The sequence below is a fragment of the Chryseobacterium sp. IT-36CA2 genome (genome assembly GCF_949767875.1).
In the GTDB taxonomy this organism is placed as follows: domain Bacteria; phylum Bacteroidota; class Bacteroidia; order Flavobacteriales; family Weeksellaceae; genus Chryseobacterium.
Genome location: NZ_CATKPG010000003.1, coordinates 1 through 22,776 on the forward strand (window position 1 = coordinate 1; position 22,776 = coordinate 22,776).

Annotated in this window: 19 protein-coding genes and 1 tRNA gene; 11 read left to right on the plus strand and 9 right to left on the minus strand. The window is 35.9% G+C overall.

Features of this window, described 5'->3' with window-relative positions; genetic code table 11:
• Positions 1–1,394, minus strand: a 1,394-nt coding sequence (locus ACM6F9_RS00610; RefSeq protein ID WP_414843946.1) for a tetratricopeptide repeat protein, incomplete at its 3' end; no start/stop codon positions are given.
• A 414-nt stretch (positions 1,395–1,808) separates the two neighbouring features.
• On the opposite strand from ACM6F9_RS00610, the gene ACM6F9_RS00615 reads away from it, so the two are divergent.
• A complete protein-coding gene (locus tag ACM6F9_RS00615) occupies positions 1,809–2,630 on the plus strand; it encodes an aldo/keto reductase (protein WP_414843947.1) in 822 nt (273 codons plus the stop codon).
• Positions 2,627–2,800 carry a hypothetical protein gene (locus ACM6F9_RS00620; RefSeq protein ID WP_414843948.1) on the plus strand — a complete coding sequence of 58 codons (174 nt, stop codon included), beginning with the start codon at positions 2,627–2,629 and terminating at the stop codon, positions 2,798–2,800. The genes ACM6F9_RS00615 and ACM6F9_RS00620 overlap by 4 nt, the downstream gene beginning before the upstream one ends.
• 192 nt (positions 2,801–2,992) lie before the next feature.
• Here the strand turns inward: ACM6F9_RS00620 and ACM6F9_RS00625 are convergent, their stop codons facing one another.
• The 3 genes from ACM6F9_RS00625 to ACM6F9_RS00635 form a co-directional block, all read right to left on the minus strand.
• Complete coding sequence (locus tag ACM6F9_RS00625) at positions 2,993–3,370, minus strand: hypothetical protein (protein ID WP_414843949.1); 378 nt, start codon at positions 3,368–3,370, stop codon at positions 2,993–2,995.
• Positions 3,371–3,439: 69 nt separating this feature from the next.
• Positions 3,440–3,910, minus strand: coding sequence for an Lrp/AsnC family transcriptional regulator (locus ACM6F9_RS00630; RefSeq protein ID WP_034696982.1), 471 nt, complete (start codon positions 3,908–3,910; stop codon positions 3,440–3,442).
• Positions 3,911–4,044: 134 nt separating this feature from the next.
• Positions 4,045–8,835 (minus strand): translocation/assembly module TamB, encoded by a 4,791-nt coding sequence (locus ACM6F9_RS00635; protein ID WP_414843950.1) that lies wholly within the window; start codon positions 8,833–8,835, stop codon positions 4,045–4,047.
• Positions 8,836–8,839: 4 nt separating this feature from the next.
• Between ACM6F9_RS00635 and tsaD the strand changes: the two genes are divergently transcribed.
• Genes tsaD through ACM6F9_RS00650 form a run of 3 tightly spaced genes read left to right on the plus strand, consistent with a single transcriptional unit; the run spans position 8,840 to position 10,940 of the window.
• Positions 8,840–9,856, plus strand: a complete 1,017-nt coding sequence (tsaD, locus tag ACM6F9_RS00640) for a tRNA (adenosine(37)-N6)-threonylcarbamoyltransferase complex transferase subunit TsaD (RefSeq protein ID WP_105702627.1) — start codon at positions 8,840–8,842, stop codon at positions 9,854–9,856.
• On the plus strand, positions 9,853–10,248 hold the full coding sequence (locus ACM6F9_RS00645) for a hypothetical protein (RefSeq protein WP_414843951.1): 396 nt from the start codon (positions 9,853–9,855) through the stop codon (positions 10,246–10,248). The genes tsaD and ACM6F9_RS00645 overlap by 4 nt, the downstream gene beginning before the upstream one ends.
• The gene (locus ACM6F9_RS00650; RefSeq protein WP_414843952.1) at positions 10,245–10,940 is read left to right on the plus strand and encodes an RsmE family RNA methyltransferase; all 696 of its coding nucleotides are present in this window, start codon (positions 10,245–10,247) and stop codon (positions 10,938–10,940) included. Before ACM6F9_RS00645 ends, ACM6F9_RS00650 begins: the two co-directional genes overlap by 4 nt.
• A 49-nt stretch (positions 10,941–10,989) precedes the next feature.
• On the opposite strand, the gene ACM6F9_RS00655 is transcribed toward ACM6F9_RS00650, so the two are convergent.
• Entirely contained in the window at positions 10,990–11,664 is a 675-nt protein-coding gene (locus tag ACM6F9_RS00655) for a TrmH family RNA methyltransferase (RefSeq protein WP_414843953.1), read from the minus strand.
• A 167-nt stretch (positions 11,665–11,831) separates the two neighbouring features.
• Between ACM6F9_RS00655 and ACM6F9_RS00660 the strand changes: the two genes are divergently transcribed.
• From ACM6F9_RS00660 to ACM6F9_RS00680, 5 genes are all read left to right on the plus strand, one after another.
• Complete coding sequence (locus tag ACM6F9_RS00660; protein WP_414843954.1) at positions 11,832–12,848, plus strand: asparaginase; 1,017 nt, start codon at positions 11,832–11,834, stop codon at positions 12,846–12,848.
• Positions 12,849–12,902: 54 nt separating this feature from the next.
• Positions 12,903–12,989, plus strand: a tRNA-Ser gene (locus tag ACM6F9_RS00665).
• Between the two features lie 188 nt (positions 12,990–13,177).
• Positions 13,178–13,594, plus strand: coding sequence for a hypothetical protein (locus ACM6F9_RS00670; protein WP_193546531.1), 417 nt, complete (start codon positions 13,178–13,180; stop codon positions 13,592–13,594).
• Between the two features lie 390 nt (positions 13,595–13,984).
• The gene (locus ACM6F9_RS00675) at positions 13,985–14,776 is read left to right on the plus strand and encodes a hypothetical protein (RefSeq protein WP_414843955.1); all 792 of its coding nucleotides are present in this window, start codon (positions 13,985–13,987) and stop codon (positions 14,774–14,776) included.
• A 171-nt stretch (positions 14,777–14,947) separates the two neighbouring features.
• Positions 14,948–17,125 (plus strand): hypothetical protein, encoded by a 2,178-nt coding sequence (locus ACM6F9_RS00680; protein WP_414843956.1) that lies wholly within the window; start codon positions 14,948–14,950, stop codon positions 17,123–17,125.
• A 178-nt stretch (positions 17,126–17,303) separates the two neighbouring features.
• Here ACM6F9_RS00680 and ACM6F9_RS00685 read toward each other — a convergent pair whose 3' ends face one another.
• The 4 genes from ACM6F9_RS00685 to ACM6F9_RS00700 form a co-directional block, all read right to left on the minus strand.
• Positions 17,304–17,999 carry a hypothetical protein gene (locus ACM6F9_RS00685; RefSeq protein ID WP_414843957.1) on the minus strand — a complete coding sequence of 232 codons (696 nt, stop codon included), beginning with the start codon at positions 17,997–17,999 and terminating at the stop codon, positions 17,304–17,306.
• Positions 18,000–18,357: 358 nt separating this feature from the next.
• A complete protein-coding gene (locus tag ACM6F9_RS00690; protein WP_414843958.1) occupies positions 18,358–19,890 on the minus strand; it encodes a M20/M25/M40 family metallo-hydrolase in 1,533 nt (510 codons plus the stop codon).
• Between the two features lie 146 nt (positions 19,891–20,036).
• A complete protein-coding gene (locus tag ACM6F9_RS00695; RefSeq protein ID WP_414843959.1) occupies positions 20,037–21,176 on the minus strand; it encodes an alpha/beta hydrolase in 1,140 nt (379 codons plus the stop codon).
• Between the two features lie 130 nt (positions 21,177–21,306).
• Positions 21,307–21,852: a Crp/Fnr family transcriptional regulator gene (locus ACM6F9_RS00700; protein ID WP_414843960.1), complete on the minus strand. Its 546-nt coding sequence runs from the start codon at positions 21,850–21,852 to the stop codon at positions 21,307–21,309.
• Between the two features lie 133 nt (positions 21,853–21,985).
• Here ACM6F9_RS00700 and ACM6F9_RS00705 point away from each other — a divergent pair, with 133 nt between their 5' ends.
• Positions 21,986–22,573 (plus strand): FMN-dependent NADH-azoreductase, encoded by a 588-nt coding sequence (locus tag ACM6F9_RS00705; RefSeq protein ID WP_414843961.1) that lies wholly within the window; start codon positions 21,986–21,988, stop codon positions 22,571–22,573.
• Positions 22,574–22,776 lie beyond the last annotated feature (203 nt).

Sequence of the window (22,776 nt, forward strand, 5' to 3'; positions counted from 1 at the left end):
TTTTTTCTTATTCTGTTTTTTCTTGTCTGTACAGATTGATGCTGAACAAAAGTATAAGTGGCAATATCTTTTGATGAGAAATTAAGGAAGAGCAATGCACAAAATTTAAGCTCACTAGGCTGTAGCTGAGGATTTATTTGCAGTAATTTTTTTATAACGTCCGGATATACCTCCTGGAATCTTGTCAGAAAGAGGGGGTCGTCTTTTTTTGAGAGATCAACTATTTCATCAAAAGCATTGTTTACTTTCTGTTTGAGTTCAACAAGTTGGGAGTCTTTTTCTACAATCACATTTTCTTTATGTTGTATTTTTTCTTTTTCTACCTTGTATTTTTTGAATGCTTTATAGCCCAAATAACATAAGAGTGCCGATAACAAACAGACCGCAGCAATGAGAAGATAGAGCTTGTCCTTTTCATTGAGAAAAGTCTTTTCTTTTTCATTGACAATTTGTTGAAAAGATCTATTTTTCATTAGCTTGTCAGCTTGGGTTAGGCTGTCACTTAATTTAGTGTATTTAGCGAGATACTCCAGCTCTTTTTCTTTGTTTCCTAAATGATGATAAGACTCTTGCATGCCTTGGTATGCAAGTTTTAAAATAACCAGCTGCTTGGCTTTCTTGGAAAGAGGGATTAACGTTTCTGTATAATTGATTGCTTGCTGATAATTTTTCTGCTGAAATGAAGCATGTATTAATCCATTTAATGCAACGCACTCATTATAATAATTTTTTTCAATTCTGGCCAGGTCCAGAGAGGCATTCAAGTAGTAATACGCAGAATCAGACATTTTTTTTTCGACATAAGCCATTCCTAAACTTGAATAGATCTTTGCTAAATAAATATTTCGGGTATTAATATTTTTAATTTTTGAAAACTCGGTTAATGCTTTCTTAGCATATTTAAAAGAATCCGGAATACGATTGTTAGCATGACCATAATAAGCTATGTCTCCTTTAACCCGGTATAACTCTCCTCTTGTTTCATAGAAATCATCAGGATCAACTATATTATCAGCAATAGAAAAGGCTCTGGTTAATATTTCCTGCGCCTCTTTATCAAGTCCCAAGCTATAATAAGAGATCGCAGCTATTCGTAATCCTGTGCAGACACTTTTATAATCGTTTATATTGGAAGCCTCCTTTTCAGTTTGTTTAGTATATTGAAGAGTCTTTTCATAATCACCCCTGCTCCAATAATATTTGGAAAGGGTAATCAGACTTCTTACCATTCCTTCAGGATAGTTTGCTTTTTGAGAGATTTTGTAGTTTCTATTGGCTAATGCAATAACATTATTATCATTTTTTTCATTATATACCTTTTCAGTATAACTAATCAAACTGTCTATCTGTTTTATAGTATAATTTTGTGCATTACAGAATGGAAAAATCATCACAAAAAAAAGATTAAAAAAGAATTTTTTTTTCATTTTAAATTAAATATGGATGATCGTTAATGTTAATACAAATATATTGAAATATTTCCATTTTATTTTCGATTATGATGATGAATTAATTTATAATCGGCCAAAATGAAATAGATGGAATAATAGTAATGTTGTGTCATTTTTTTTTGCATTGTGTTTTTTGTAAAAATAATTAGTTACTTATTATTTACCTAATTTCTTACATCGAATAAAGTCTAATAAATTACATTTTCTATATTCAATTTTTTTTATTGCAAATTTATTTTCACTTTACATATAAAAAATAATAGAGGAATTATGGCGCAAAAAATATATACAGGACAGCCTGTGGTAACTTTAAATAACGGAGTGGATATTCCGGCTTTAGGATTCGGGGTGTGACAGATGGAAGATCTGAAAGAATGTGAGAACGCGGTAATCAAAGCGATTCAGACAGGGTACAGAATGATTGATACGGCTGCCATTTATCAGAATGAAACAGCAGTAGGATCTGGAGTAAAAAATAACGGTGTAAACAGAGATGACTTGTTCATCACATCAAAAGTATGGGTTCAGGACCACGGATATGAAAAAACGAAAAGTGCTTTTCAGAGAACATTAGACAGACTGCAGATGGATTATCTTGATATGTACCTTGTCCACTGGCCGTATGGAGATTTTCTGGGCACTTGGAAAGCGTTGGAAGAATTGTATCATGAAGGGAAAATCAAAACTATTGGAGTGTGCAATTTTACTGTTGAGAAGCTGAAAGAGTTGAAAACCAATTCAACCGTTTTACCGGTGATTAACCAGATTGAACTGCATCCGGTATTTCAACAGAAGGAACTTCAGGTTTACGACAGAGAAAATAATATCGTAACACAGCCATGGAGCCCGCTTGGAAATGGTAATGCCAATCTTTTAAGCAATCAGAATCTGAAAGCGATTGCAGAAAAATATGGTAAAACTGTAGCACAGGTAATTCTTAGGTGGCATCTGCAGGAAGGATTTGTAGTAATTCCAAAATCTGTAACACCATCAAGAATTGAAGAAAACTTTAATGTGTTTGATTTTGAACTGACAGAAGGCGAAATGAACGTTGCCCGCTCTTTAGATACAGGAAAAAGATTATTTTTTGATCCTAAAGATACTGAATGGGAGCAAAAAATGTTAAATTCCATAGCAGATATTAATTTTAGAATTAAAAAATACAGAGTTTCGGAGTGAAATTTGACGATGTTTTTGCTGCGGCTAAAGAATCTTCAGAGATGCCTTTGGTTGAGATCAACAAGCTTCTTGATAGTGATTTTTATGAAGTGAGAATGGGAGCGGTAAGTATTATGGATTTTCAGGCAAGAAGTAAAAAAACGTCTGAAGAAGAAGTTTGGACTGGATGAAAATATGGCGTTAGAGTCTTTTCTTCAGAGTGTGTTTTCTTATTAAACATCAACAAGGCATGTTATTAGGCTTCTGAACTCATTTTTAAGATCTTTTTTAATTTATTGGGGTAAATACCTATCTAATTCAAAAACCGTTTTTAAATAGGATTTAAAAGCGGTTTGTTATATGAGTACATATTGATTATGTTCTTATTTAAAAAACTTCCATTTCGGGATAATAGCAAGCATACCGAATCCCGTGAAAAGGAAAAGATTGGTAACATCCGTATACAAAAATGTAGACAGATAGTAATTATGCATAAAGAAGTGCAGTACAAGTAAAGCAGGAAACATAAAGATCCCTATTTTTCGGTAAAAAAACATCAGTACCAATCCGATCATCATCAACAGGTCAATTGAAAAAATAACATAGAAATACCACCTTGGAATCTGCAGATATTCATGCTGCAAATATTCATCCACATCAATTCCCAATCCCATAATGGTAAACAACATTAAAGCTGCAAATGCCAATACAAATCCCCATCCTTTCTTCGGATCTTCGTCAAAATAGCTGTATTCTTCCATACCTACAAAAATAAAGAACTTATGAGAGATTTCATAAGTTCTTTTATAATTATTCGTTTAAAATTTGACTTACACAGAGATAGCGTTGATCAGTCTGTTTTTGTCACTTAAGAATTCTTCCATAGAAATCATACTTTCAGTTCTCATTACATCCTGAATGTCATCTATTTGGTAAATAATTCTTTTAGCATCATCAGTATTCTTAGCTCTTACTTTACAGAAAATGTTATATTTTCCGGAAATAACGCTAGCCTCGATTACGTTAGGTAAAGTTGACAACTCTTTCAATACTTCCTGAGTACGGTTTGATTTTGTCAAAAGGATACCTATGAAAGCTGTGAAATGATAATCAAGTTTACCATAATCGATATTAAGAGATGATCCCAAAATAATACCTGCATCTTCCATCTTTTTCACTCTTACGTGAATTGTTCCAGCAGAAACATCCATCTGCTTTGCAATTTCTGTAAAAGGCATTCTTGTGTTTTCTACTAAGAAATCAAGAATCTTCTTGTCTATTTCGTCCAGTTGATAGTTCATATTAGTTAAATTACAATTTCTTTAAAAAATCTATGTATTTTTTGCAAATTTACGAAAAATAATTTAACTAAAAAATATATATCAAATATTAACAATAATTAACACAGATGATAAAAATCATTAAAATATTCTAATTATTTACCATTTGATTTTATAGAATCTGTTTTTATTTCACCTTTTGCATCTGAAGTTTTTTTGTCTTTTTTCTTCTTTTTAAACAAAGAATTGAAGCTTTTACTCCACACTACCCCTCCTCCATAGGCTTGATTAGCAGAACCGTTTGTACTCACCATTCCGATGTTTGTAGGCTTAGAATAAGCACGTATAACCAACGTACCGTCATTCTTTTTAGATAAATCATATTCTACAGAACCTTCCGTAGACAAATAATTGTTCTGTGCACCATCTGTTTTGGATAGTGGTATACCCAAACCAGTTTTTATATTCACTCTTGGGGAAAGGGCTACACTCACTCCAGCATTGGCTCTGTCTCCAAAATTGGAATTCTGATCTCCTTTTACATAATTAAGGTCAATCTGGAATTCATTACTCATTGTATTAAGCACTGAACCTAATTGCTTCAAGAGCATATTATACCCCGAAGATTCTGCTACGTTTCCTACATTTACATCCACTCCACCTGTATTTGATACATTGAAGGTACTCAATAGCAATACAGATCCAAACTGAAGAACTTTCTCTCCCTCCTGGCTCATTTTTGCGGCAAGTGTTTCCCTCACCTGGCTGGAAACATCCATCGCCGTCACATTAAGATCAATCTGAGGGTCTACCAACGACTGGGTAATGTGGGCCTGCAATAGAATACTGATAGGCTGTAATTTACCCATACTCAAATATTCTCCGGCATTGGAAACCATTCTTATATAGTTGGCATTGATATCCAGCGTCGGCTTCATCGCATCACCATCCCATCTGATGCTGCTGTTTCTTTCAATCTGGAAAGTTTTATTAAGGATTGCCTTAGAGACAAATGTTCCGTTATCTACTTTATAGGTACCACTCATGGCAATATTCCCTTGTCTGTTCATATGGAACCTCAACGGATCCGCAGATCCTTTTACGGTAATATTTCCAACATCATCTCCTACCAGTACATTTACAGTAGTTCCTTTATCTACAGCCAGATTGAAGTCAATATTCATATTGGCTCCGGTTTTCTTCTTTTCTTCCAGGGTAATTAAACCGTCTTTTCCTTCTTTCAGGAACCTCAGCATCTTAAATTCTTCTACATTGGAAGTAGAACTGGAGTTGAAGGTAAAGGTACTTCCGTTAAGTGCCTTCATATTAGGAGTGGTAATACTCAATCCTGAAACAGGTCCGTCTACATAAAGGTCTCCCTGTCCATACACCCTACCCCAGAAAAGGTCAAAATCTTTTTGCGTGGTATTCAGCATCAGTAGATTGTCTGCTCTCATTACGAGAGATACCCCCATTGAAGAAAGGGTTTCAAACTGAATCGCCCCAGAGATATTCCCTTTGGAATTGGTTCTTCCGTCATGTACTTCAATATTGTTGAGGATTGCCAACCCCTTGGTCAGCTGAATCACAGTATCATCAAATGCATAATCTACCCCGGTAAACAAAAGCTTTAAACCAAAATCTTTTAAAGCAATATCACCACTATAATCCAGATTGCTAAGCTTTCCATTGATTTTAAGATCTCCGGTAGCTTTTCCACGAAGGTTTCCAAAAATAGTCTGTACAAACTGCTGTGTAAATGACAGGTCAAAATCACGCATTTCTGCCGTAAGATCAATGATCGGAGAAGAAGTATTATTGTTGACTGTTCCTGTCAGGTTAAGGCTGTTATTCCCTAAAACTCCTGCAGAATGTACTTTTACATCAATATCATATACATTCAGTGAGAAACCATTGGTAGCGGAAATGGAGATATCTCCCATATCATTTCCATTCATCTTAATAGCATCAATATTAAGATCTACCAGTGGCTGCAGGGTACTTTTATCCATTTTGATCTTGACACTTCCGTTGGCAAGACCTTTTATATCCATTGTATTTCCTCCGGATTGCATTTCCAGGAGTTTTTCTATAGCGAAGTCATTGATGTCAGCATCTACATAAAAGTCTTTTGCTGATTTAAACTGCGCTTCTTTAATAAATAAAGCACTTTTATCAGAATACACCCTAAGATTTCTGATATCAAAATCTCCGGTACCTTTTCTGTAAGTAATGGAATGATTCAATTCAGGGCTGGTATCTATTGCCCAGGTAACCTCATTGAATTTTACTTCTGTTGGTTCAAATCTGAACACATAGTCACCAGCTGCATCAGTAGACTGATCTACATTAATGGCATATTCTTTAAGCTTTTCATTGAGCTCATCATCAGGACTTCCGTGCTTAAATGTAGTTGCTAAATGAAGTATATTGCCATTCTCATTATTTCCTTTAAGCTCAAAATCTTTGATGACATTTTGATTATAGATAGCTCTGTTGATCTTAGCATACAATTGCTGGTTAAGATCTGCAGTATTAATTCTGACTTTAACACTATCTACCATGGCACTGTCTCTGCTGAGATTCTTCCGGTCGTTAATTTTATAATCAGGATTAGAGGATGCCAGAGCTTTATCAGCATCCGTAATTTCTTCCTCTTTTGTCATAATATATTTAAGAGAAGCAGCATCCAGATTCAGAATCAGGTTGTTTGAATCTCCGTTGTATTCTCCTTCTACAACAGCTCCCTGAGGCAATTTCAGTTCAGGTAAAAAATAATTGACCAACCCCTGCTGAACATCAAATTTCAGGGCAAAATTCTGTCCGCGGTATAGTTTTCTCGGCGGTGGTCCTACCAAAATTCTTCCTACTCCATTTTCTACCATACCGGCAAGGTCTGCAAGACTGTATCTTCCTGATATTTTACCAGTAGCCGCACCTGGTGCATCTACATCAATCACTCGTCCTCCCGCTTCTACAAAGGTTTTTAATTTGGCATTCGGAATATTATATTTTTGAGTTGCCGTAGCAAAATTCAGATTATTAGCATTCACATCCAAAGTAAGATCGTTGATGGAAGACATGGCCATTTTCCCTTCAACCTGACCACTTACCACCTGGCTGCCAGGTTTATTGGTAAAATAGTTCATGTTCAGGTAAGTGACATCTGCATTCACATCCATAGAAACCCTTGAAGTACTGAAATCTATTAATCCTTTGATGGTAGCTTTTGCCTGCTCATCATTAACGGTAATCAATCCGTTGTATTTCTTATGATCCAATAATCCGTCAAGGTATAGATTATTGATCGTTTTATCCATTATTTCTACGCTTGCAATCTGGGATTTAGTGGTCAGACGCATCGTATTGACATCAAAGCTTTGCCCGTTAAGATCAAATTTACCGGAAATCAAGCCAACTGTTTTATTTTTTGTAATAACAGATGTGTTAAGATCCTTTACATCAAGGTAACCGGAATATTTTGGCATTGCGGTACTGTAGCCTGATAAGGTTAGCTTGGAAATTTTAGCCTGCCCTATTCCGGTCATCAGATTTCCGTTGTCTACATAAATCTGATCCGGATTTACTTTTGCTGTTCCGTTATACTTTAGTTTTCCAAAATCGTCTGCAAAGTTCTTCATCTTTTTGGAGATAAAAGAAGGCATCATTGCTTTTAAATCTTTGTAGGTAAAATCGGTGGAAAGGTCTTTTGTTTCTATGGAAAAATGTCCTTTCAACAGATTATCAACCTTCATTGTTTTGGTGGCAATATTCACGTCTGGGTTTCTGATCAGGAAATTTTCCAAGTGAAATTTATTCAAAGGGCCTGTCATTTTTCCTGCAAGATTAAACGGTTTGATATTATCCCAGTTCGTTACAAAATAACTAATATCATAACCGCTTAGCTGGCTTCCCTGCTGGATATTCATATCCCAACGCACCCTATCTGCAAAATCTGACCAGGATCCATCATGAAGATTAAATTTAATATCTCCCTGAAGTAAACTATGATTTGTATTCAGCGTAAGGTCTTTTAATGACAAAAACTGCTTCGTTAGAGACAGTTCTGTTGAGAAAGTATCCACAAAATGAGATTTTCCCCATCTTGAGGTTACAAATGACATATTATTAATCAATGCCGAGACATTTGGACCATTGACCTTTACGTTCGGTGCTTTTAAGTTGAATTTTGTTGCGGTCAGCCATTTCCCCTGTTCTCCGGGAGAATTTTCATTAACGATAGAAACTTTAGAGTCGATAATCTGAATTCTGGAATTCAGCTGAAAAGGAGGTTTCTTTGGATCTCTTTTTTTCCCGTTGTCAAACAGGTCTACAAATCTTACAAAATTTGAGATACTGTCACCTTTATAAGTAATTACTTTTACATCAGCATTTACCAGAGCCAGGGAGTTAAAACTTAAAGAATTGCTGTTTCCTGAGATGGCATTTACAGCAAGAGAGATCCAGTCTGAATCTGCTCGGAATTCTCGGGCTGTAATGAAATTAAATCCTTTATAATCTTTTACTTTTAAACCTTTTATCGTTACATCACCGAAATAATTTACGTCTACACTTTCAGTGGTAAATCCAGATTTAAAATCGTTATTAACAAGTTTGAGTGCCTGATCTGCTGCCCATTGTTTTGTTACCGGAAGATTGATGGCAATAAGAACTCCACCCACAAGAACAATACCCAACCAGAAGAGTATCAGGAGAAGTTTTGCCCACCAGGTATAGCTGGTAACATCCTTCACAGCCTGTTTACCAAACTCTTCAGCTGTTTCCACCGGATGATGTATGGCATCTGATGCCAGCTCAGATGCTTCTTTTACTGTTTCACGTACTTTCCCTTCTACATTTTCAACAGTTTTCTGTACCTGATCCCCTAGGTTTTCAGCTACAGATTTTTTATTCTCATTCTCGTTATTATTCTCTAACTTTGCCATTATTATGAGCGACTCTATAATTTTAGGTATTGAATCGTCCTGTGACGACACCTCAGCAGCTATCATCAAGGGAAATTCTATTCTTTCAAACATTGCCGCGAACCAGGCCATCCACAAAGAATATGGCGGCGTTGTCCCTGAATTGGCTTCACGAGCCCATCAGCAAAATATTATCCCCGTTGTTGAAAAATCTTTTTCTAAAGCAAATATACAACAAAATGCTATCTCTGCTATAGGATTTACTCGCGGACCGGGACTTTTAGGATCTCTTCTTGTAGGAACATCATTTGCTAAGTCTTTGGCTATGAGCCTGAATGTACCGCTGATTGAGGTAAATCACCTTCAAGCCCACATTCTGGCCCATTTCATCGAAGATGCAAATCCTGTGCCGCCTACCTTCCCTTTCTTATGCCTTACCGTAAGTGGCGGGCATACTATGATTGTGCTGGTAAAAGACTATTTTGATATGGAAATCATTGGGAAAACCATTGATGATGCAGCAGGAGAAGCTTTTGATAAAATCGGAAAGATTTTTGACCTTGATTATCCTGCCGGACCTATCATTGACAGGCTTGCCAAGGAAGGAAATCCTGATGCTTTTAAATTTAATAAACCGAAGCTGGAAAACTACGATTATTCTTTCAGTGGTATTAAAACTTCCGTTTTATATTTCATCCAGAAAGAAGTAAGAAAAAATCCTGATTTCATTAAAGAAAATCTTAATGATCTTTGTGCTTCTGTACAGAAATCTATCATAGAAATCCTGATGAATAAGCTTGAAAAAGCAGCCAAAGATCTCAACGTAAATCAGGTTGCCATTGCAGGTGGTGTATCTGCCAACTCTGCGCTTAGAAAGGCAATGGAGGACAATAAAGAAAGACTTGGCTGGGATATTTATATTCCTAAGTTCGAATATACAACAGATAATGCAGCCATGATTGCCATGGTAGCGAAGTTGAAATTTGAGCGGGGAGAATTTACAGATTTGAGAACTTCCGCAACAGCAAAATATGATTTATGAAAATACTCTTAGAAGAAAAAATACTGGGAACCCATTCTAAAAAGAATTCTAAATATTACTGGGTATTAGAAACGATCACAGGAAGACATGAGGGATCAGAAACTTTTTCTGAGTTTAACGGAGGAAGTTCTGAGACAGGATATATTCAGGATATCAAAGATGAAGTTTTACAATTAATTAATTCTGAGCATCTTTTTAGTTTTCCTTACACTCCGAAAGAAGGGGATTTTTTATCGATCAAAAATAACTTGAGAAAACAGGAATATTTAAATCTGATTTTCATTAACAATACCTGGATTGAAGAAATTTATATGTGTTCTTACCGCGAATGTGATACAGACATTTATACCACCATCAAAACAGGAGTTGCATTTATAAGCCAGGATATATGAAATTATTTTACGGAGAAATAGCAGATCAAACTGTCATCATCAACGATGAAGAGCAGCAGCACATTGTGAAAGTTCTTCGGATGAGAGATGGCGAAGACATTCATGTAACAGACGGAAAAGGAAAGCTGGCTTCCGGAAAACTGATTATAGAAGGTAAGAAAGCTGGTATTAAAGTGTCTGAAATCAAAGAAAATCTTCCGGAATTCAATCCAAAACTTCATATTGCCATTGCTCCCACCAAAAATATTGACAGAATCGAATTCTTTGTAGAAAAAGCTGTAGAGATGGGTATTTCTGAGATCAGCATTATTGTAACGGAGAAAACAGAGCGTAAGAATATCAATATTGACAAGATCAAAAAACAGGCTGTTGCTGCCTCAAAACAAAGTCTGAGATTTCATTTCCCGGTCATTAATGATGCTGTGAAACTGACAGACTTTCTGAAAAACATTGATCCGGAAAAGACTTTTGTAGCGCACTGTCATGAGAATCTGGAAAGAATTGACCTTAAAAATATTCCTCAATTGGAACAGCTTACTTTTTTAATTGGTCCTGAGGGTGATTTCTCTGAAAAGGAAATTGTATTTCTGGCTGAAAATAAAGTCAAAGCCGTATCACTCGGAAACCAAAGGCTCAGAACTGAAACGGCAGGCGTTTTCGTAGCATCATGGAATTATTACAACATGATATAAAAAACAAAAAGAGAAGACGTTGAATCTTCTCTTTTTTATTTCTCATTCATTATTTCCACTCAATATCGTTTTCGCGCAGGTATTTTTCAAAAATCTGCTGTCCGCTTCTGATTGAATTGACCGTCCAAAGGATTTTCATTCTTAGAAGCTTTTCTTCATCCAGTTTATAATCAATATCAGATTTTATCAGTTTTTGTTTCAGTTCGTACATACAAATGGAAGCCGCTACAGAAACATTAAAACTTCTCGTAAAACCATACATCGGAATAGCCAGTGTTTCATCTGCAAAATCCAGAATTTCCTGAGAAACGCCCTCCATTTCAGTTCCGAAAACCAAAGCAATAGGTTCAGTAATTTCATATTCAGGCAGCATTTTAGCATTATTTTCCAGTGAAACTACTACTATTTTGTATCCTCTGTCTTTAATACTTTGAAAGGACTCCATATTTCTCGGAAGTTTCTCCACCTCAACCCATGTATCAGCTCCTTTTGTTACCCGAAGATTGGGTTCAAAACTGTATTCTTCCTGCAAAGCCACTACTTTATGAAAGCCGCAGGCTTCCACAGAACGTACAATTGCTGCTGCATTTCGAAACTGATAAACATCCTCTACAACAGGAAGTACAAAATCTGAACTTTCCTGGGAAAAATGTTCAATTTTCGCGAGTCTTTCTTCGGTTAAAAACTGTTTTAAATATTCGTAAGTTTGCGCTAAGTCTTTCATCCGCATTCAGTTATTTTTTCAATAGCCCTATGAAACGACTGCAATTTCCATTTTATTTTCATAAAATTTCATGATAAGCGTTTCATTCATTTTCAAATCTTTGCAAATTAACGTAATTTTGACCTATGAAGCCTAATCGGGCTCCAATTCTTAATTAAAAATAGTACATGAAGCGAAAAGTCCTGCTCATCTATACCGGTGGAACCATCGGAATGGAAAAAGATTATGAAACCGGAAGTCTCCGTGCCTTTGATTTTGGTAATATATTTGAAAAAATGCCTGAAATGAAGCTCATGGAATGTGAGGTTTTTGTTCATCCTTTCGCTAAGCCGTTAGATTCCTCAGATATGGGTCCTGAAGAATGGAAGGTAATTGCCAATTATATTCAAAAAAATTATGATGATTATGATGGCTTCCTAATTCTTCACGGAACGGATACCATGTCTTATACGGCATCCGCATTAAGTTTCATGCTAAAAGGATTAAGAAAGCCGGTGATTATGACGGGTTCTCAACTTCCTATTGGAGATCTGAGAACAGATGCGAAGGAAAATCTTCTGACTAGCCTTTATTACGCCAGTCTTTATGAAAATAATGAAGCAGTTATTCAGGAAGTTGCCGTTTATTTTGAGTACAAATTATTAAGAGGAAACAGAACATTGAAATATTCTGCGGAATATTTTGATGCTTATTCAAGTCCGAATTACCCTATTCTGGGACAATCCGGAGTTCATTTGAATATTATTAAAGATAACCTGTTTCGTTGCGATCCTGAGGTGGAATTTCATGTGGATGAACATATTTCTGAGGATATTTTATTCTGGAGAATTTTCCCAGGTATGCATCTGAGCCATTTCAAGGAAATCCCAAAAATGAAGGTACTTATTCTTCAGGTTTTTGGTTCGGGAACTATTTTCAGCAGTGCAAAAACTCAGGAAACACTTCAGGAAATCAGAAATAACGGGACTGAAATTGTAGTGGTAAGTCAGTGTATTTCAGGAGGCATCTCATTCGGAAAGTATGAAAATAGTAATATTTTCTCAAGAATCGGTGCGATCAGTGGAAGAGATATGACTGCGGAAACTGCGATTACCAAAGCAATGCACCTTATTGATAACCCAAGCTACTCTGGAAGCTTCGCTGATAATTTCACCAGAAGCCTTTGTGGAGAAATTACAGATTAATTTGTAGAATAATTTGCATATTAAAGAAAATACGCTATTTTTGCAATCTCAAAAAGAGAGGTGTCCGAGTGGTTGAAGGAGCTACCCTGGAAAGGTAGTATACGGGTAACTGTATCGAGGGTTCGAATCCCTTCCTCTCTGCAAGAAAACAAAAAATCCTGTGCTGGTTTAGCACAGGATTTTTTTATTAATACGCTTCACTTATTTTCAAATTACTTTCTCCTAAGTATTTCTACTAATCCCCACAATTGGTTATTTATACTATAGAATATCATTGCTGTTCTTCGTTACTTTGATGTACAAACTAACCATCTAAAATCCAAATCGATATGACATCAACAAGTGTAAATGCAAATTCTTCAGGTCAGTTAGTACTTGGAAACGGAGCACAATTCTGGGTGTATCTTTCCCCACAAAATGATACCTCAAAAATGATTTCTACATGGCGTGTAACTTTCTCACAGGGAAATTGGAGTGATTTCATCTCGAGTGAGAACCCTACCAAACAAATTCAGACTCCTAATCTTTCAGGGATTTTTGAAATTAAAGTAGAATTATTAAGCGGATCTACCGGTACATGGCGTCAGATTCCGCCACAGCAGGGAAGTCATAATGAAATAGGCTGCAACTCCAATTGTGCTTCTATGGTAGGCATCGTTGCAGACAGCACAAATCCTCCAGTTGGCGCCATCAATGCTCATTTTTGGACCACATGGGATGCTATGTGCGGAGTAAGACAGAACTAAATGTAAATAACAGTCCATAAAACCAGATTGCCACAGTATTTTATATATTGTGGCAATTTATTATTATACCTACAAATCGGAATATCAGATTATTTTATAGTTAAATTGAAAAATAATTTTCCACTTTTCCATAAGCTATTAACAAGTTATCAATATTTTATTAACAATTATAATTTAACTCCAAAAGCTTTATTCCTAAATCTATCCTAAATCAGGTCTTTATTTTGTCTTGTTTTTAAACAGTATTAAAAGATTTTGAATAAACAAACTATGAGCAAAGCCAATAATTTTGCTATTACGGAGTACTCTTTCTGTACATCAACAGTATTCTTATTCGTCTCAGGGTTTTACAGTCATTTAACATTAAAATAGTTATCCACATTATTGAGCATGAAGAAATTTTTTGTAGTATTATTTTTATTGGTATGTATAGGAGCCACTATACAGGCACAGATCAGTCCGCCCGGATTAGGAGACGCTAATAATGCATTCTGGGGGGCTTTCGGAGTGAAGCAACAATTAGATTCTTTGGGAAAGAAACAAGCATTAAGCTACATCGCAATAGGGAGAAAAAGCAGCCAGGACAATCATAATCTATTTTCAAAACAAGCCATCATCGTCTTAAATCATGAAGTTTACCATTCATTTGCCCCGCATCAGCAGTACAGCTATGCTTTGAGTTACCGCCGGCAGCCGCAATATGAAAGTATGGCTCCTTATGATAAGGAAAATACAGAACAGGAATTCAGAATTTACGGAAGATATGCATATACTTTTGACCTTGGAAAAAATTGGAAACTGAAAAATACGGTGAGGCAGGAATTCAGGAAGTTTTTTGATGCAGACTTTCATCAGGTAGAAGAAGATTTTCAGTTGAGAACCCGCATCAAAAGTCAACTGACCTATAATTTATCTCCTAAAAATAATCAAAAGCTGGCGTTGAGTGCTGAAGCACTGTTTTCTATAAGCCATCTCAATGAACCAGATTCTGAGTGGGGTTCATTCGGATATCGTGAAATGCGAATTGCTGCTTATTATATGTTCACCATTCCTAATTCGCCTTTTACTGTAGATATAGGTTATATGGATGACCTCATCAGAGGCAGCAGAAGTATTCATCATGGCGGTGTTCATTATCTGGCCGCTGATCTGGTATGGAATATTCCTTATAGAAAGAGGTAAGAATAACTTAAAAACCAAAATCTTTTACAAAATGTAAGAGACTTTTTTTATTTGTTTAAATCACGTCAAGTTCTGTCGTATCGGGTATTTATTTTTGCTGTAGATCAACACAAAGAATCTTGCAAGAATTTGTAAAAGCTACCCTAAAAAATAACACCAAAACAAAGAACAATGATTTACACTAATGATTTCTTCGCAACAGGAAGCACTTATCCCAATGACAGTTTAGTACAACTGGTAGATAGTTACACAAACGAAAATGTAAATTTTAAGAAAGTCACTTTATGGCATGATGGAACAGCAATGAATCCCACAAAAGCAGATGGCATTATTTACAGACAAAAAGACAGCGATTATTACGCGGATGTTGATTGGCTCGCCAACCGCACCGTATATGTAAAAAGATTTGGAGCTGTAGGCGATGGTATTACGAATGACGCACCTGCCATCAGAAGAATGATTTCTTTTCTTCCTCAGAAAGACTTCATCGTAGTATTTGAAAATGCAAAATATATGCAGGGAGATGGAAGCTTTACAGAAAGATACAAACTAGGCCAAGATCCGAAAACAGGACTTCCAATATACATTGGAGACGAGGAAGGTAACGCAAACATAGGACCTGAACTTTTTTTCAGCTTTACGGATAAATCAGATTTTACCATCTATGGTAACGGAGCTCTCATTAAAGCTCATCCTAATAATCCACCTATTATTAATATGCGTGGTTTTGAATTTATCCGATGTAAGAATTTTAAAGTAGAAAACCTTAATTATGATGGTTCTAAAAACGATAGAAAACCGGATGGGGCAGATCCTAATGTGTACAATAATCAATCCGGTTTTAAGGTTAGTTCGTCTCAAAAATATGAACTGACAGACTGCAGATCTGATAATTGCTGTATGGACGGTTTTTTTATTTCTTCTGATGAACTTTTTGCCGAGATAAAAACCAATAACTGGAATGAAGGCGGAATACTTAGAAACTGCCATGCAGATAATAATTACAGACAAGGATGTTCAATTGTAAACAGTAAAAGATTTAAAGTAATTGGCGGATCCTACACCAATACTGGAAAAACCTATGGAACATCTCCTGAAGCAGGAATTGATGTTGAAGAAGGTTTTTTATCTGATTTTGGAAGAGGAAGTACTGATACCGTAATTGATGGTGTTTTGTTTGAAGATAATAATAATGCAGGATTATCTCTTCATCTTGGTACACGTGGAGCCAATGTAACGAATTGTGTTTTCAAAAATAATCTTTTATTTACAGCTCCTGATCCGGATGCTTTGAGCTCTAACAATACTATTTATAATAATAATTTCTATGATTCCTATGCAGAATTAAGAGGTGGAGGCGAGCATTTTTATGGCAACCGCTTTCATTTGTCACCACAATATCCTTTTCATTTACAGATAATTTCTAAACAGCCACATTTTAAGAACAGGAAATGTCGTGAAACCTTGGTTTATGATAATTATATTGAAAGAGAAGCCGGAACCGGACCTATCGGACAAGTTGCAGGATCATTAACGATAGGAGAATATAAAGATGGTGTAAAAGTCTTTAATAATACTTTCATCAATCTGGCCTCTAAAGACAATTTCTTATTCATCTATGGTCCACAGGACAGAACACTGGAGTTCTATGATAACACATTCCATAGTACTGAAGCATTTCTTACCAACTCTCCTATTAATAATCTTATTTATACCAATATTGAAAGCTTATATAAAAATGCCTACAATAACAAAATAGAGATTCCCGGAATGCCGCCAATGGTTTCCACTGTAAAAAAGGCTCAGGCAGATAAACTGATGAGAAGCTTTCATCTGGCAGATATATCTAAGGACAAATTTGTAGATATCACCTTTGATAATCTTGCAAGTGCCTTTGAAGCCAGAGATCTTTATCTTAAAGTAACTACAAAAGGCTATTGGTATGATATGGATTCTACACTGGTAAAAGAAGAAATTATCTCTGTTTCGGATGTAAAGCCTATAAGCTATACTGGAACTCTAGATGATTTTAAAAAACTTCCGGTTTCAACAGGAATTTATACTAAAAACAATAAAGCTACTCTTACTTTTGCTCAAAGCAGTTCAGATTCCGCCAATCAAAAGTGGACTATGGACGTAGTTATTGAAGTATTAGGAAATTACACGGATGATTTTCCTGTTAATATCTCTACTCCTTATGATACAAATAGCCAGCCCATGATAATCAATTTACCTATAAGTAAATCATTGAGCCAGGCCGATTCATCAGCTGCTGATATAAACACTCTCCGTAATGACTTCAACAGTTTATTATTAAAATTAAAAAATGCAGGGGTAATGCAAAACTAATAAAGTTTATCCCACTTATTCAGGCTGTCTCAATCATGAGGCAGCTTTTTTTATTAATAGAAGTAAAAATTATCCATTATTACCCAGCTGAAAAATCCCGATCATCACTGACCGGGATTTTAATTGAAAGACATAAGTTTTCCGCAATATAATTAAGTATGAATGTTTGGTGTAAAATTTAGTTGCACAATGTCAGAAACTGTCGGCTCAATTGTACATTGAATTTAGCTTCTGCTCTTGAGCGTGCATAGATAGTCTGTTTAAAAGCATGTACTGTTTTCAGTTTCTGATCTATGAATTCTGCGATCTGAACAACAGAAAAAAGAAAGTCTCTGTATACTGCCATATTAACTGTCTGCCCATAGTAAGGAAGATAAGCTTTCAAAAAAGGAATTGCTTTCTGATGGCGGTTATAGCTGATGCAATACCCTACTCCTTCCATGGATGTTACAATAGAATAGTTATTAATATAATCCTGGATATTTTTGCTGCCATCCAGAGCATGAGTATTTTTTGAACAAAACTTATTGATCTTATCAAGAATATGCTGGGCATACTCCATCATGGTAATATTTTTAAATTCAAAAACCTGATTAATCCCATTGGATGGGGATGTTCCGTTTTCACAATCAATACAAAAAGAAATCCCGATTTTTTCATGGTAGGGGAAAAAACAGTCTTTCACTTCAATGGAAGCATCTGGCTTTAGCATGTCGTCTGCAAAATTATAATAGACATACGGACTGTAAAGTTCAGCAAGAGCTTTCAGATAGTCTGTTTCACTGGTATTATGATATTCTTCAAACCATTTTTCAAGGTTATCGTAATAATTACTTTCAAAGTCATTAAAGTTTAAGTAAAATGGTAATTCCATAGCTCTGTAATTTTGATATGACAAAGCTATATGCGTAATGCGACAAAACTTGACGCAATATATTTTTTGTAAAAAAGATTTGAAAGATTGTTAAGTCAATGGTCAATTTTTGCTTCGCAAAGCCAATCGTGAATGATTACTAACGCTAAGGTTCGCAAGGGTTTATTATACTATACAGAATTTATTTGTTCGCAAAGGTACTTCGTTCAGCCAGGGTATAAGTTTATCAATTGCTGAGTGAAACGCCTTTGCGATCGTTTTTAAAAACATTAAAATATCTTAGCGAACTTTGTGTTAAAATCTATGTATATGTATTTAAATTTGTGAGTACAGTGAATTGACTATTCACCATTGACGTTTATTTATCATAATTCTTCATGATGTATTCAAAGTAATGAATCATCTTCAGGTAATTTTCAATGCTAAGATATTCATTGGTACTGTGAATACTTTGCTGCTCGGCACTATTGATTTTAATCGGCATGAACCTGTACACATTTTTGCTTACAATCTCATATTTACCGGCATCGGTTCCTGCCATCGTAAGATATGGTGTAACAATAGCTCCGGGATGAATTTCTTTGACTCCGGCTTCTATCATTTTAAATGCTTTTGTATTGGTTGGGGAAATAGCGGAAGCTTCTCTTGTATTATCAATTTCTTCTACCTCAACGTCAAAACCTTCAGTCGCTTTGGCAATGTGATCTCTTACATCTTTCACCGAATTTCCGGGAAGTAATCTGAAATTAACTACAAACTCCACTTCAGGAGAAAGAACATTGGTTCCATCACTTCCTTTCATCATGGTCAGAGCAGTTGTAGTTCTTACCAAAGCATTGGTCGTATTATTTTTGGTAAGCTGGGAAATCAGTACTGGTTTTAAAAGCCATTGATTTGCGAGTGCCATTCTTGTTGTAAAAGGCATTTCTCCACCAATATTAGTAAAAAACTCTTTGATTAATGGAGTGATCACAGGTTTCATCTGATGATCTTCCAGACGCTGCATAATAACAGCAGCTTTTCCTATGGCACTTTCCATAGGAGGCATTGAGGAATGTCCCCCAAGTCCTTTTACTTTGATTTTTGCGGAAAGAAAGCCTTTTTCGGCACATCCTACCACAGCAACATCAGTATCTATACCTGCCACATTTCCTTTTCGCATAATTAATCCGCCCTCATCATAAACAGCATCGAACTTCAGTCCTTTTTTCTTAAAATAATCAGCAATCTGAATTGCTCCTTTTTGTCCTCCTACTTCCTCATCGAAGCCAAAAGCAAGATAAATATCACGTTGTGGAATCTGCTTGTTTTTGATCATAGAATTCATGGATTCCATTAAGGAGAAAAGCATTCCTTTCATGTCTATTGCTCCTCTTCCATAAATTCTTCCATTAGCAACCGCTCCTGAAAAAGGGGCATATTCCCAGTCTTCCGCTACTTTTGAAACAGGTTCCAATGGCTTATCATCCGGACGGAAAACATTTTCTTCATTATTTTTGATATCAGCATCTCCCGGGGGAACAACATCCATATGGGAAAGGAATAAGATAGGTTCCAAAGCAGGATTGCTTCCTTTAAGCCTGAACACCAATCCATACTGGTTTACTTCAACATTTTCTGTATTCTGAAATACCAATGGATAGGATGTTTTTAAATAGGTTTTGAACTGATCAAACGGTGCATAATCAAATTCTCCCAAACTCCCTGTAGAAACGGTAGGAACCTTTATTCCTCCGGAAAATCTCATGACTGCGGAATCATTTTTGATGGGCTTCCATCCCTCACCTGCTCCAATATTATTTTTCTTAAACGGATAGGTGTAGGTTTTGATCAATACTACAGCAGCCAGAATAACAATGATTCCCAAAAGGATTAAAAGAAATTTTTTCATAGCAGATAAGTTTTGTGATGGGTTTGATCCTATAAATATAGCAAAGTATTTGGTCATTAACAATTTTAAAGCCGCTTTACTTTCTATTTAAAGCTAACTAAAAAGGCTGTCTCAGAAGAAACAACCTTTATAATGCTAACACAAATTTATGATATGAATGTATTTTTTACCCGCAGTATCCAGTAAATAATATCGCCCAAAACAAGTTCTGTATTTCCAATATTACAATGGTTTTCAGCAGAATCACTTTTAGTGTACATTTTATAGCTGAGTGATTTTACATTGGGTAAAGCATCAATCACTTTTTTGTACAGTTCCACAGGAATAAAATGATCTTCGTTAGAACCCAGCAGTAAAAAATCCTGAGTGATCTGATGCCCTATACTCTGCATTTCAAATTTTCTGGTATTGTGAAGATAATCGTACGGAGTATCTACATTCATGCTGAACATTCCGTGCTGTATTGCCCATTTTATCAAAGGGTCCACTTTCATTTTAGCCTGAATTAAGGTGTTTACCTGCTCTTTGTCTTCAAGATCCATTAACAGCTTCAACTGTTCCGGTACTTTACTCAATACCACTTCATAAAAATCCGGCATAATTCCCCATGCTACTACTCTTTTTATGCGGTTTTCAAATGCAGCAGCCCTTGGAGCAAGCATTCCTCCTAAAGATAACCCGATAATGGTCACATCCTCCAGCTGGTAAGCATCCAAAATAGCTTTTATCGGTTTTTCCCATTCATGGGTATAATAAATTTCAGACTCTCTTAAAGCTCCGCCCTGACCAGGGCCATCAAAAAGATAAACAGCAATTCCTTCTGACAAAAACCGCTGAACCAGCGGAAGAAATTCTTCCATATAAGAATCATTCCCTCCATGAATAATAACGGTATCCTTCACTTCTGTTCCTGGCAAACCTATCCAAACAGGAAGTTTTCCATTATCATACTCTACCTCATCTCTTTTGAGTTTTGTTTTAAAAAGCTCCTTATACTCTTCGTAAAATAGGGATTTTGATTTGGTATAAAGTTCTGATTTGTCTGATGATCCATCTGCTTCAAAGAATTCTGCCATCCTATAATACCCGATCGCTTTGGACCTCTGCTGATTAGCTTCTGCTCTTTCTGCAAGCGTTTTCATTTCTCTTACCCAATCTTCTGTGGTAGTGATAGCCGGAGCAATACTTCTGAGCTCTTCCAGATCTCCTCCTCCCCACATGAGCGTACGGTTCAGCTGAAAGTTAAAATTAGCTTCATCGTGTAATTGATACGTTCCTTTTTTCATTATGATTATTTTTTGGTGAAAAACAAGATGCCCACACTTTTTAATCTATGCAGACATGCTTTTATGACTTAACTTTCATCGAAATTAAGTTTATAGTTTAGCTTTTCTTTTAATCTGGATTAAAAAAGAATCATAAACGCTGTGCTCTTATTTTACTGAGCTGCTGCTGGGTCATTCCCAGATATCCTGCAATATATCCGAGATTAATTCTTTGAAGTAAATCTGCATGTGAAACTACAAAATCATGGTAGCGCTGATCTGTAGATTTTATCTGACGGTCTATCAGCCTGCCACCCATAGTGATTAAGCTTTCAGCAAAGAGATCTTCCATCAGCTGCTGTATTTCGGAATTTTTTGATTTTAGTTCCAGCACCTTCTGATAGGGCAAACGAAATATTTCACAGTTATCTTCTATCACTTCAATTCCAAATGGTACCGGTTTCGCTGATAATATACTTGAAAAAAGGCCAATAAAATGATCGTCCGAACTGATCCAGTGGGTATGATCTACAGCTTTCTCATCGTAATAGAAAATACGGGCAACTCCTTTTCTGATGTAAAAAAAATCACGGTGAATCTGCTCCACATCTACTATTATTTCTTTTTTCCGATAGATATTAGCTTCAAATACCTGAGTAAGGGCTTCAATGGCTCTGGAATGTTTCTGACTGATCATAACTGATTCGATTTACAACTGACAATGATCGTTTAAAGGTACTCTTTATCATTCAATACTAACTGAACAACTATTCTTAATTTTTTGTCCCCTTACATAATCTTTGATCGTCATGAAGGAAAAGTTTTATATTATGAAGAATATTCTGCACATTATTTCCAGCGCAAGAGGAGATCTGTCTTATAGTAAAGGACTCAGCTCAGCGATCATTGAGAAAATTTCACAACAAAATATCATCGGTCAAATTACGGTACGCGATCTGGTGAAAGACCAACCGCCTCACGCAGATGAAGTGTCAATCCATGAATTTTATAAACATCCCGAACTATATAATGAACAAAGCAAAAAGCTTCTTTCGTATGCCAATACAATTGTGGGTGAAGTACGGGAAGCCGACATTATTGTCATTGGAACCCCTATGTTTAATCTGGGGCTCTCCACTCCTTTGAAAGCATGGCTGGATCAGCTGATCCGGGCAGGAGTTACTTATGTTTTTGATGAACAATGGAATCGTGTGGGACAGTTTAAAGATAAAAAAGTATATCTCGCGATTGCTTCCGGTGGAAGAAGTATTGATGGGGCTCCGGATTATATTTCTGCTTATCTCAAAGATGTTTTCAGAAGTTATATGGGAATTACAGATGTTGAAACGTATCGTATTGAAGGGACGATGGAAAATGGTTTTACAGCGGATTATGAAAGTATTCTGAAAGAATTTTGATTGTGGATAATACGGTTTTACATATTATTTTTAACGCAAAGTTTTTAATTGTAAAGCTTGAATATAAGAGAGCAAAGAGGGGATCAACAGGTTGATTGGATGAAGCCTTGTGATTTTAGTAATGTTATAATTTTGTTTTTAACGCAAAGGCGCAAAGGTTTTTTAGTATTGCTTTGTTTTATAAGGCGCAGGAACATTTCGAC